Origin of the sequence: Mycobacterium sp. (assembly GCF_049585075.1) — a bacterium.
GTDB lineage: Bacteria > Actinomycetota > Actinomycetes > Mycobacteriales > Mycobacteriaceae > Mycobacterium.
On sequence record NZ_JBAUZA010000083.1, the window covers coordinates 1 to 11,340 of the forward strand.

12 protein-coding genes are annotated in these 11,340 nt (G+C 64.4%); 8 read left to right on the forward strand and 4 right to left on the reverse strand.

The genetic code is table 11. The features are described 5' to 3' along the window. The 7 genes from crtI to WB785_RS03975 form a co-directional block, all read left to right on the forward strand. Positions 1–1,047, forward strand: a 1,047-nt coding sequence (crtI, locus tag WB785_RS03945; RefSeq protein WP_424077385.1) for a phytoene desaturase family protein, incomplete at its 5' end; no start/stop codon positions are given. Then, entirely contained in the window at positions 1,044–2,006 is a 963-nt protein-coding gene (locus tag WB785_RS03950) for a phytoene/squalene synthase family protein (protein ID WP_424077386.1), read from the forward strand. The genes crtI and WB785_RS03950, both read left to right, overlap by 4 nt. Further along, positions 2,003–2,326 (forward strand): lycopene cyclase domain-containing protein, encoded by a 324-nt coding sequence (locus WB785_RS03955; protein WP_424077387.1) that lies wholly within the window; start codon positions 2,003–2,005, stop codon positions 2,324–2,326. The genes WB785_RS03950 and WB785_RS03955 overlap by 4 nt, the downstream gene beginning before the upstream one ends. Next, a complete protein-coding gene (locus tag WB785_RS03960; RefSeq protein WP_424077388.1) occupies positions 2,323–2,634 on the forward strand; it encodes a lycopene cyclase domain-containing protein in 312 nt (103 codons plus the stop codon). Before WB785_RS03955 ends, WB785_RS03960 begins: the two co-directional genes overlap by 4 nt. Then, on the forward strand, positions 2,621–3,346 hold the full coding sequence (locus WB785_RS03965) for a class I SAM-dependent methyltransferase (RefSeq protein WP_424077389.1): 726 nt from the start codon (positions 2,621–2,623) through the stop codon (positions 3,344–3,346). The genes WB785_RS03960 and WB785_RS03965 overlap by 14 nt, the downstream gene beginning before the upstream one ends. Continuing rightward, the gene (locus WB785_RS03970) at positions 3,343–4,875 is read left to right on the forward strand and encodes an FAD-dependent oxidoreductase (RefSeq protein WP_424077390.1); all 1,533 of its coding nucleotides are present in this window, start codon (positions 3,343–3,345) and stop codon (positions 4,873–4,875) included. The genes WB785_RS03965 and WB785_RS03970 overlap by 4 nt, the downstream gene beginning before the upstream one ends. Beyond that, complete coding sequence (locus WB785_RS03975) at positions 4,862–5,860, forward strand: DUF5914 domain-containing protein (protein ID WP_424077391.1); 999 nt, start codon at positions 4,862–4,864, stop codon at positions 5,858–5,860. Before WB785_RS03970 ends, WB785_RS03975 begins: the two co-directional genes overlap by 14 nt. Here WB785_RS03975 and WB785_RS03980 read toward each other — a convergent pair. Together WB785_RS03980 and WB785_RS03985 are read right to left on the reverse strand one after the other, a co-directional pair. After that, positions 5,857–6,540, reverse strand: coding sequence for a phosphodiesterase (locus WB785_RS03980; RefSeq protein WP_424077392.1), 684 nt, complete (start codon positions 6,538–6,540; stop codon positions 5,857–5,859). The genes WB785_RS03975 and WB785_RS03980 overlap by 4 nt on opposite strands. After that, positions 6,537–8,051, reverse strand: a complete 1,515-nt coding sequence (locus tag WB785_RS03985; RefSeq protein ID WP_424077393.1) for an SDR family oxidoreductase — start codon at positions 8,049–8,051, stop codon at positions 6,537–6,539. The genes WB785_RS03980 and WB785_RS03985 overlap by 4 nt, the downstream gene beginning before the upstream one ends. A gap of 472 nt (positions 8,052–8,523) precedes the next feature. Between WB785_RS03985 and WB785_RS03990 the strand changes: the two genes are divergently transcribed. After that, a complete protein-coding gene (locus WB785_RS03990; protein WP_424077394.1) occupies positions 8,524–9,027 on the forward strand; it encodes a MarR family winged helix-turn-helix transcriptional regulator in 504 nt (167 codons plus the stop codon). A gap of 1 nt (position 9,028) precedes the next feature. Here the strand turns inward: WB785_RS03990 and WB785_RS03995 are convergent, their stop codons facing one another. Continuing rightward, positions 9,029–10,279: a glycosyltransferase gene (locus WB785_RS03995; RefSeq protein ID WP_424077395.1), complete on the reverse strand. Its 1,251-nt coding sequence runs from the start codon at positions 10,277–10,279 to the stop codon at positions 9,029–9,031. Continuing rightward, positions 10,279–11,325, reverse strand: a complete 1,047-nt coding sequence (gene fni, locus WB785_RS04000; RefSeq protein WP_424077396.1) for a type 2 isopentenyl-diphosphate Delta-isomerase — start codon at positions 11,323–11,325, stop codon at positions 10,279–10,281. Before fni ends, WB785_RS03995 begins: the two co-directional genes overlap by 1 nt. Between the last annotated feature and the right edge of the window lie 15 nt (positions 11,326–11,340).

Genomic DNA, 11,340 nt, shown 5'->3' on the forward strand with positions numbered 1-11,340 from the left:
CAGCTGGCACGGCTGGCGGCGATCGGCGGATTCCGCAGATGGGACGTGATGGTCAAGCGCCACATCACCGACCCGCGGCTGCGCCGCGTCTTCACGTTCCAATCGCTGTATGCCGGCGTGGCGCCCCGGCAGGCGTTGGCCGTCTATGCGGTGATCGCCTACATGGACACCGTCTCGGGAGTTTTGTTCCCGCGCGGCGGGATGCGTGCGCTGCCGGATGCGCTGGCCGCCGCCGCGACAGCAGCCGGCGTGCAATTCCACTACGGCGCCACCGTCACCGGCCTGGAATACACCGGCGGGCGGGTCAACGCGGTCCGCACCGACCGGGATCAGCGCCTCGCCTGCGACGCGGTGGTGTTGACCACTGAACTGCCCCAGACTTACCAGATGCTGGGCCGCGAACCGCGCCGCATCGGCACGCTACGGCCAGCGCCATCAGCCGTCGTCGTCCACGTGAGCAGCCCCGGCTCACCGTCCGCGAAACATTCTGTGGCACACCACAACATCGTCTTCGGCGAGGCATGGGAAGACACGTTCACCGACATCATCCGCGACGGTCGACTGATGCAGGATCCATCGTTACTCGTGACCAGGCCCACGGCCAGCGACCCCAGCCTGGCTCCAGCCGACCGCGACTTGTTCTACGTCCTGGCCCCCGCACCGAACCTGCGCCGCGGTGGCATCGACTGGTCACGGATCGGCGATGCCTACACCGACCAGCTGGTCGACATCGTCGCAACACGCTTGGTTCCGGGCCTACGCGACGACGCCAAGGTACTGCATACCGTCAACCCCGCTGACTGGGCTCGTCAGGGCATGGTCGCCGGCACCCCGTTCGCGCTGGCGCATACGTTCGCCCAGACCGGACCATTCCGTCCGGCTAACACGGTGCGCGGGATCGACAATGTGGTACTGGCTGGATCGTCGACCGTGCCCGGCGTTGGCGTGCCAACCGCGTTGATCTCCGGACGGCTGGCCGCCGACCGCATCACCGGCATCGCCGGGAAGTCGACTCAAACCGTCGTCACGAAAGCCGGCCTGGCATGATCCGCGGCGAGTTCGACGCGGCTGGCATCGAGGACCCGTACCTGCGCAACGCGTATCGGCGCTGCCGTGAGCTCAACGCCGCGCACGGCCGAACCTTCTTTTTGGCCACCAGACTGCTTGCGCCCGAACAACGTCCGCCCGTACATGCGCTGTACGGTTTCGCCCGGTACGCCGACGACATCCTGGACGACCTCAACCCGGACCTGGACACCGCGACCCGTGCGGCGCGGTTGCAGCAGTTATCCGACCAGTTCTTCGCGCACGCCGAGCAGTCGACCGAACCCGTCCTCGCGGCGGTCAGCCATACCGCCCGCCGCTATGGCATCAGCGACGACCTGTTCGACGACTTTCTGGCCTCCATGCGGATGGATTTGACGATCACCGACTATCCAGACCGGGCTTCGCTCAACTTATATATGAAAGGCTCCGCAGAAGCGATTGGCCTGCAACTGCTTCCGATCTTGGGCACCATCGGCCCGGGCGAGCAAGCAGCACCGCACGCTGCAGCGCTTGGCCGGGCGTTTCAACTCACCAACTTTCTGCGCGACATCGACGAAGACCTGACGCGACAACGGGTCTACTTGCCCGCCGACGAAATGGCCGCCCATGACGTCGACCGCGACCTGCTGATGTGGTGCCACATCAATCGCCGCACCGACCGCCGGGTGCGCAGCGCACTGGCCGAACAGCATGAGACCGCCCGCCAGGTCTACCAGTATGCCGCCGATGGGATCTCGCTGTTGGCGCCGCGTTCGCGCGCCTGCGTGGCCACCGCGCTGACGCTGTACTCGGAAATACTGGACCGTATAGAGGAGTCCGACTTCGATGTGTTCACCCAGCGCGCCGCCGTGGGCACCGGGCGACGCCTGCGCGTCGCCGGGGGCGGGCTGCTGCGGTCCTGGCAGGCGCGGCTAATGTACCCGGCCCCCTCAGCTCGTCGCCGGTCCGGTGTGACGTGATGGGTCACTGGCAATACGTCATCGTCCTGGCGGCATGCCTGGCGATCACCTTGCCGTTGGAAATTTTCGGCGACGGCGTCTACCGCCAACTGTGGCGGGCAGTGCGTGCGGTGTTGCCCGTCGCAGCGGTATTTCTGCTCTGGGACGAGCTGGCGATAGCCGCACATGTGTGGACGTACAACCCGGCCTACATCATTGGGGCAAAGATCCCGTTCCGGCTGCCGATCGAGGAGGCCTTGTTCTTCATCGTCATCCCGGTGTGTGGGTTGTTGACGTTCGGTGCGGTGAGCACCATCCTGCAACGGTTCAACCGCCGATGACCGGGCTCGGCTACACCGCCCCGGCCGTGCTGGCACTCGTCAGCGTTTGCGCACTGGAGTCGATCGTGTTGCGCACCGGACTTTTTCGGCGACCGGCCTATTGGCTGTCGATGCTGATCGTGATCGGATTTCAGATCCTAGTGGACGGCTGGCTGACCAAGCTCAGCGCTCCGATCGTCGTGTACGACGATCGGCAGACGTCGGGTATCCGGTTTCCCTTCGACATCCCGGTCGAAGATTTCCTGTTCGGCTTCGCTTTGGTCACGGCGGTGTTGCTGCTGTGGGAGAGACAACGTGAGCGTCGGTAAGACCGGCCTGCCCCGCCGCGATGTGCCGGCCGCTTTTGATGTCGGCGCGAGTTTCTACGACCGACTTGTCGGCGCAAACCCCGGATATCATGCAGGCCTGCGGCTTTCGGCCCAACGCATGCGCCTGCCCCGGCGCGGAGAAGGCTTGCGGTTACTCGACGCAGGCTGCGGCACCGGCGCATCGACGGCTGCGCTGCTGAGCGTTGCCCCGGAGGCCGAGATCATCGCCGTCGACGCGTCACGCGGAATGCTCGAGGAAGCCCAAGCCAAACCGTGGCCACCGTCGGTCCGGTTTGTACACTCCCCCGTCGAGGCGCTGACCGAAAATGGTGTTACCGGACCGTTCGACGGCATTCTGGCCGCCTATTTGATCCGCAATCTTTCGGAGCCCGATACTCAACTGTGCGCTTTTCGACGCCTGCTGCGGCCCGGCGCCACGCTGGCGGTGCACGAGTATTCGGTGCGCAACTCCAGGGCCGCCAGCTGGATTTGGCATGCGGTGTGCTGGGGCATCATCATTCCGTCCGGCTGGTGGCAAACCCGCGACACGACGCTGTACCGCCATTTGTGGCGCAGCGTCTTGGCTTTCGACGGCGCAGAGCAATTCCGAAACCGGCTGCGCCACGCCGGGTTTAACGCGGTGCGCAGCGAAACCATGTCCGGATGGGAAACCAACATCGTTCACACCTTCCTGGCAGAAGCCCCGCGATGACCGATCGTCGCCGCCGCGTACATCCGGCACGGCCAGGACTGCCCAGCGCCGAGGCGTTGTCGCCTCGGCCGCGAGCAGTCGTCGTCGGGGCCGGCATTGCCGGTCTCGCCGCGGCGACCGGTTTGGCCGAACGGGGCATCGGCGTCGACATCATCGAGCGCGAGGACTATCTCGGCGGGCGGGTGGGCGGTTGGACCGAGCACTACCGCGGCGGCGAGCTCGCCATGAACCGCGGCTTTCACGCCTTCTTCCGCCAGTACTACAACTTGCGCTCGCTGCTGCGCCGCGTCGACTCGGAGCTGTCCATGCTGACGCCCGTGGACGACTACCCGCTGATCGACGGGGCCGGCCGGCGAGACACGTTCCGCGGCCTGCCCCGCACGCCACCGTGGAACGCGCTGGTATTTGCGTTGCGCAGCCCCACCTTTCGACTTCGCGACCTGGTAAGAATCGATGCGCGGGCAGCTGCACCGCTGGCGGCGGTGTCGTTGCCCGACGTCTATCACCGCCTCGATCACATCGACGCCGAAACTTTTCTGAAAAGCATCAATTTCCCCAAGGCGGCGCGCCATCTGGCTTTCGAGGTGTTTTCGCGCAGCTTTTTCGCCAATCCGACTCAACTGTCGGCCGCGGAGCTGGCCACCATGTTCCATATTTACTTCCTCGGCTCCAGCGAGGGCCTGATCTTCGACGTGGCCAACGCGGACTATGACACCGCACTCTGGCAGCCGCTGCAGCGATACCTGACCGGGCTCGGGGTGCGATTTCACCGCGGCACCGCGGTGACAGGCATTGGAACCGGCCAAGCCCGCAGGTATCGCGTCCACACCGATGCAGGTGACGATCTGGACGCCGACGCCGTCGTGCTGGCCACCGACGTGGCCGGGCTGCAGCGGATCGTCGCGGCGTCACCCGATCTCGGCGACCCGTGCTGGCGGGCCCAGATTTCCCGATTGCGCACCGCGCCGCCGTTCGTGGTGCACCGGATGTGGCTCGATCGTCCTGTCGCTACCGAACGTCCGGCCTTTCTGGGTACCGCCGGACATGAACCGCTCGACAACGTCAGCGTCCTTGACCGCTATGAACGCCAAGCCATCGATTGGGCACGACGCCAAGGCGGCTCGGTCGTCGAATTGCATTCATATGCTGTCGAATCCGCGCAGCCGGCGGACGCCGTGGTGGAGCGCCTGCATCAGCTCTACCCGGAAACCGCGGGCGCGCAGATACTTTACGAACGGACGCTGCACCGCGGCGACTGCCCACTGTTCGCACCCGGCAGTTTTGCGCAGCGACCCGGTGTAACTACACCATCGCCGGGGCTGCTGCTGGCCGGTGACGGTATCCGCATTGATCTTCCTGTGGCGCTAATGGAGCGCGCCGCCACCACCGGCTTTTGTGCAGCCAACCAGATATTGGCGCAGTGCGGCGTCGCCGGCCATGAATTGGCTACCGTGCCCACCCAAGGTCGCTCGGCGCTACTGCGCTTTGTTGCCGGACGAGAAAGGCTTCCCGCAAATGACCATCGGTGACTACATGCGCAGGCACTGGCCGAAAGACTGGCCGCTGCAAGCTATCCCGCCGCTTGCTTGGTCCGGTCAACGCCCGACGTATCGCGATGCCCAGCCGTCGATCATCAACGCCGCACTGGACCGATCACAGCGCCGGCCGACCGGCAACTGGTATGTGTTCGCCGCGAGCAGCGCGGTACGGACCGGGCAGCCGCACGGCACCAAGATTGCCGGCGTCGAGTTGGTCGCCTGGCGCGATCAGCACGGCGCACTGCGCGTGGGCCCGCGTAGTTGCCCGCACCTGGGCGCCGACCTCGCTACCGCGGCGGTGCGCAACGGCGCCTTGATCTGCCGGTGGCACGGTCTGTGTCTGGACGGTGACGGGGGCGAATTCGGGTGGACGCCGTTGCCCAGCCACGACGATGGTGTGCTGGCCTGGGTGCGTCTGGATGCCGTTGGCGGCGAGGCCCCGCTCGATGTTCCGGTGATCGTGGCACGGCCGACCGGCGATACGCTGCACACCGTCGCTCGCCTGGAGGGCACCTGCGAGCCCGCCGACATCATCGCCAATCGGTTAGATCCCTGGCACGGGGCGTGGTATCACCCCTACTCGTTCACTCGACTGCAAGTGCTGACCACTCCGACCGAGGAGGCGGACCGATTTCTCGTCGCGGTGACATTTCGGGTAGGGCGGGTCGGGGTGCCCACGGTTGCCGAGTTCACCAGCCCGGAAGCACGAACGATCGTCATGCGCATCGTGGACGGTGAAGGAACCGGTAGCGTCGTCGAAACCCACGCCACACCAATCGGTTTGGGTGCTGACAACCGCCCGCGCACAGAGGTCATCGAAGCCGTCATCGCCCACTCCGAGCGAACGGGATTTAAGCAGGCCCGCCGCGCCGCCCCGTTAGTTTCCGGACTGATGCGATTGGCCGCGTCCCGGCTGTGGCGAGACGACCTGGCCTATGCTGAGCGCCTTTACCAGCTGCGCAGCAGCGCGACCTAGCTAACCGCCTCCCGGCCCTCCCGGCTGCGGTCATAGGCACGGGCCCGAAGATCGGCGAGCCATCGCGGGTAAAGCTCCACCCCGTGCGCGGTGTGCCGCACTGGGTCGAAGGACACATCATCGCCTCGCTGTGGGGTGAAGAGGTTGGTCAGGGTGGCGCGAGCCAGCGGACGGAAATCGGATGCGCCGCGGGCCTGGTCAAGTTCGACCTCGATCTCGCAATGGTCGAGCTGGTCGCGGATGCTAGCTAAAGAGACGCCGACAGCGTCGATCTTGGTGGCTATCCGTGCACGCAGCCACCAGTTGATATCCCGATAGCGAAGCGGCACAAGGCTTGTCATGGTGCGTCCGGTCCACGACGTGACAGGCCGTAGTCCGATTGCCCTGCTGAGCCGCCCGGAGCCCGCCGATGCCAGCAGAATGTCCCAGTCGGTGTTCGGATCTGCCTGCGCCACGATTCGCAGCGCCAGACCGATCGCGTCAGGCAGTGCACCCGGCGTCCCGGCAGCCTTCGACACGCGCGCAATGACGCTGCCCGACGCGACGGGCAAGCCAGTGTGGGCCGGCGCCACCCGCTCAATTGACCCCTCGGCCAGCACGCCGTCCGGATGGAATATCCGCCTATGACGCAACGCCGATCCCCAACGAAACGGTGTACTAACGACGTCCGAGAGATTCACCTGCTCGGAGTTCCCACTCGGACTTCGCGGGAAACCGCACGGCCGGCTTGGCGCTGCTGTGTGGCCGACGCGACGGCGCGGGCCATGCCGCCGAGCACCACGTCGCGAAACGGCGCGGCCGCCGTCCAAAAGGCTTCTCCGGCAAGGCCATACGGCTGAAAGACGGCACGCTGGCGATAACTGCAGCGCCCGTCGCCCTCGTCGTGCACCGACAGCTCGAGCCACAGCCGACCGGGAAGCGGGATGTCTGCGCGAAGCCGCAGCAGCTGTGGCCGGTCAATGTGCTCCACGCGCCACCAATCGAGCGCCTCACCGGTATGCAGCTGATGCGGAGTTCTTGACGGGCTTGGTGTTCGGTTGGCCTTCGCCGTTCCGACAAATCGGCCGAGCCAGCCGCGCAGGCTCCAAGCCAGCGGTACCGCCGACCAGCCATGCTCCGCGGCCACCGACTGGAAAACATCCCATAGCGTCTCGGCAGCGGCGGATACCCGCCGTTGACAGACATGCTCGTGCAGCGATCCGCCGGCCCAGGACGGGTCAGTTGGCAGCGGTCGCGCCGGTGACTCATCGTCCCCTGGTCGCCGCCACCGAGTCTGCAGCTCTTTTTCGCGCACCCCCGCGAGCGCCAGTTCAACCGCGTCTTCATAGTGAGCGAGTCCGCCCTCGGGGTCTGGGATGTGCTCGGCGATGTCGTGCTCGCCGCACACCACATCGTTTTCCAGCGAGCCCATCAATGATGCCGCCAGAGCGCTTGGGAGCGGGGTGATCAGATTGACCCAGTGCGACGACAGCCATGGAGTCAACACGGGCACCGGCACGGCGATGCGGCGCTGGAGACCCGCGATTGCGGCGTACTTGCGGATCATGTCGGTGTAGGTGAACGTGTCGGGGCCACCGATATCGAAAACCCGGTTCACCTCGGGCGGCAGCTCGGCCGCCTTGGTCAGGTAGTACAGCACGTCACCTACAGCGATGGGCTGGACCCGAGTTCGCAGCCACCGCGGCGTCACCATCAGCGGCAGTCGTTCAGTCAGATAACGCAGCATCTCGAAGCTGGCTGACCCTGCCCCGATAATCGCCGCCGCCCGCAACTCAACGGTGGGAACCCCAGATTCTTGAAGCAACCGTCCGACTTCTTCGCGCGAGGCAAGGTGATCGGACAGCCGCTGTCCCTCGGGGATGATGCCGCCGACATAGACGATCCGGGCAAGTCCGGCTGCTGCGGCGGCCCTCCCGACGATCGAGGCGGCGCGCGCGTCGAAGTCCACAAAATCCGAGCGCAGCAATGAGTGCACGAGATAGTACAGAACTTGTTGCCCATCCAGCGCTTGCTGAACTTGTTCGGCGTCAGTGACATCACCTTCGACGACGTCAACCTGCTGGCGCCAAGGCACGGCGTCCAGCTTGGCGGGTGTACGTGCCATTACCCGCACGTCGTGGCCCGCTGCCAACAGTGCAGGGACAAGACGGGCGCCGAGATAGCCAGTGGCGCCGAGTATGACGCAGCGCATGCTCACACCTCCGTGAGTGGGGATTTGGGTGGGACTGCGCTGTCGTCTAGGTCCATCGGTTGGTGAACTCCTCGGTCCGCCGAAGGACAACGACGGGCCGCAGTCTGGGACGGGATAAAACGCAGATATTCTTCAGTATCTTAATAGTTAATTTTATTATGTCAACTACGAAGGCTGGCGAGCGGCCGATCACTCGTAGTCCGGGTTACCCGTTTTGTAAAGCGGATACTCAGGACATCCGGGTCTAGGACGGTCGTACCCACCGATGCCGAAAGGGTAGGCAAATGCAGGTGTGTGGGTTCAAGACCGCGTTGAGGCGGTTACGACACACTTTCGGTCGGTAACAGCGTATTGGGGCTATCCGGCGGGTGTCCTATACGCTTGTCGAGCAAATTGCCAAAGAGGATGAGGTCGGGTGGATAATCGGGGCACAAAGAGTTCACCTCCTACCCGAACTGATCTGGAGAAGCTGATGTCCGCCGATATGCGGGCAGTCACATCACAGTCCGATCGGTTGGGGCGTTATTTCGCCCGCCAGAACGATGTGAGCGGCAACGATTTCCACGCTTTGCTGCACGTCATGGTTGCTGAGACGGCAGGTACTCCGTTGACGATGGCTCAGCTGCGACAGCGCATGGACGTCTCACCGGCTGCGATCACCTATCTCGTCGACCGAATGATCGAAGCCGGCCATGTCCGGCGTGAAGCCGATCCCTCGGATCGGCGTAAAGCGCTTCTCCGGTATGAAAATAGCGGTATGGAATTGGCCCACGAGTTTTTCACCCCGCTGGGCGTCCATCTCCGCACTGCGCTTGCCGATCTGAGCGACAAGGATCTGATGGCGGCTCATCGGGTGTTCAGCGGTATGCTCGCGGCGATGTCGAAGTTTGAGAGTGAACTTGCTGCCCAGCAAGCCAACTCTACGAACGTGCGTGCCAAAAGAAACAGCCAGGCCATCCACGCTGAGCCTAATTGATTTATTCAACCACTTCCCGCGTGGCCGACCGCCGCATGTGTTGCTCGATCAATGCGGCTCCTCGCCCGACACCTCCGGTCGCGGCGAAACCAGCTGCCACTCGTTGTGCACCGTCGGTCATTGTCATCGCCCTGCGCACCGCGTCGCGCAGCCTTGTCGCGGTAAGTTTCCGCGCAGGCAACCGGGTGCCGCAGCGAGCCACCTCGACGCGCCGGGCGACCTCTGCCTGATCACGAGCGAACGGCACGACACAGACTGGCACGCCACGGTCGAGTGCCTTGACGGTGGTCCCCATTCCGCCATGGGTGATCGCACAGCTTGCCTTTTCGAGCAGCGCACTGTGCGGGACGAATCGGCAAACCGTGGCGTTGCCTACCTCGGGCAATTCGCGCGGCACGCCGGCGGGAAATGTCGCAACAACATGAACGGGCTCGTCCGCCAATGCCTGTAATGCGGTGCGCGCCAGCACTGCATCGGCCTGCCTGATCGACGAGGTGCTGACAAGAACGATCGGTCGATCAGTTGATGCGAGCCAGTCAGGCGGCCTAGTCGGGCCTTGCTCGAACACGCACGCACCGATGAGGTGGACCGCTTCGCCCCAGCCAGGATGGGGGTACTCGAAAGGCTGTCCGCCGACTGCCAATAGCAATGGCGCCCGCCGCATCAGATCGTCGACTGATCTGATCGCCCGCACCCCGACTTGCTGGCGAACGGCGTTGACTCGCGGCAGTATTCGTCGGTCGAACAGGCGCGTCACGAATGGCCGAATCGCGGCGTCACGAAGCCGACCGACCACACCTGGCAATGGCTGCAATCCCGGGCCGAACGGTGGCACCCCGGGCGAACGGAGATAGGGGCTAAAAGGTGAGAACACCAGCCATGGCACATCGCCGGCCTCAGCCACCGCAATGCCACCCCAACAGTTCGCGTCGACGATCACCACGTCCGGCCTCGTCCGATCGATAGCTGAACGTAGATCATCGACTTCCAACACCGCTCGGCGGCACAACACGTCGATCGAGATCTTCAACACATCCAGCGCGTTGCGCGCCAGCCAGTCCGATCCGCCAGTGCCCTCGATCCGCGGGTCAACGGGCTGCGCATGAACTCCCGTCGCGTGCAGGTCGGCAACGCCGGAAGACAGCGTCAGTAAATGGACTTCGTGTCCGCGTCGGGTCAGCTCCCTGAGCAGCGCTGCGAGCGGAAACAGATGGCCGAGGGCCGGCGACCCGTAGGCAAGGACGACCGCCATTACACTATCGGTGTTACACCGATGGCATGCAGAACCCGTACGTCCGCTGCGCCGGTGCCGTGTAGGCATATTCGAAGTTCGTCGAGGAAGCCCTGCAGCCAGTCGATTACGGCATCAGAAGATTCGATCGCCGCAGCGAGCAGCGGGCGGGCGATTGCCACCACATCTGCGCCCAACGCCAGCGCTTTGGCCGCATCCATGCCGGTGCGAACGCCACCGGAGCCGACCAGCGGGATGGTGGGAAGCGTCTCGCGCACCTCTACGATTGCCCGTGCCGTCGGTATACCCCAGTCGGCTAAATCGGGATAACGCACTTCTCCGTAGCGAACAAGTTGCTCAACGCGTGACCACGAGGTGCCGCCGGCACCTGCGACATCGATGGCCGCCACCGGCGGCTCGCCCCAATCACCCAGCAACTCCGTGATCGCCGACGTACCGATGCCGTGGCCAACCTCTTTGAGCAACACCGGATATTCCAGTGCGCCGGCGACCTCGCGCAACCTGTCGATCGATCCGGAAAAATCGCAGTCGCCGTTGTGCTGGACCGCCTCCTGCAGCGGATTAGTATGCACCGCAAGCACATCTGCTTCGACGCGTTTCAGAGCATTCGAAATGTCGTCGACCGCGGCAGTGGTCAGTTGTGATAGTCCAATATTGCCGAACAGCAACACATCCGGCGCCACATCGCGGACGGTGAAACTAGCGGCGGCTTGTTCCCCTAGCGCGCTGTCCAACATAATCCGCTGCGAGCCGAGCATCATCCCGATACCTAGCCGTTGAGCCGCTGCGGCCAGGTTTCTATTGATCCTTTCGGATAGCTCGGCGCCACCGGTCATTGCGCCGATCAGCACCGGCGCTTGCAGCGACGCACCGAGGAACTCGGTGGATAAGTCGATGTGGGCGAGGCTGGTCTGGGTCAGCGCGTTGTATGGCAGCCGGTAGCGTTCCAGCCCGGTGGTCACCGACGAATAGGCAACCCGGTCGTCAAGGCACACGTCGATGTGCCGTCGTTTGCGGGTCGTCATCCCGCCGGGGTCAGTTGCCATGGCACTTCTCTTCTC

What these genes read in the sequence shown, in the direction of transcription:
- WB785_RS03950 (WP_424077386.1), top strand. Translation starts at nt 1,044, where the DNA reads ATGATCCGCGGCGAGTTCGACGCGGCTGGCATCGAGGACCCGTACCTG.
- WB785_RS03960 (WP_424077388.1), top strand. Translation starts at nt 2,323, where the DNA reads ATGACCGGGCTCGGCTACACCGCCCCGGCCGTGCTGGCACTCGTCAGC.
- WB785_RS03970 (WP_424077390.1), top strand. Translation starts at nt 3,343, where the DNA reads ATGACCGATCGTCGCCGCCGCGTACATCCGGCACGGCCAGGACTGCCC.
- WB785_RS03975 (WP_424077391.1), top strand. Translation starts at nt 4,862, where the DNA reads ATGACCATCGGTGACTACATGCGCAGGCACTGGCCGAAAGACTGGCCG.
- WB785_RS03985 (WP_424077393.1), bottom strand. Translation starts at nt 8,051, where the DNA reads ATGCGCTGCGTCATACTCGGCGCCACTGGCTATCTCGGCGCCCGTCTT.
- WB785_RS03990 (WP_424077394.1), top strand. Translation starts at nt 8,524, where the DNA reads ATGTCCGCCGATATGCGGGCAGTCACATCACAGTCCGATCGGTTGGGG.
- WB785_RS03995 (WP_424077395.1), bottom strand. Translation starts at nt 10,279, where the DNA reads ATGGCGGTCGTCCTTGCCTACGGGTCGCCGGCCCTCGGCCATCTGTTT.
- fni (WP_424077396.1), bottom strand. Translation starts at nt 11,325, where the DNA reads ATGGCAACTGACCCCGGCGGGATGACGACCCGCAAACGACGGCACATC.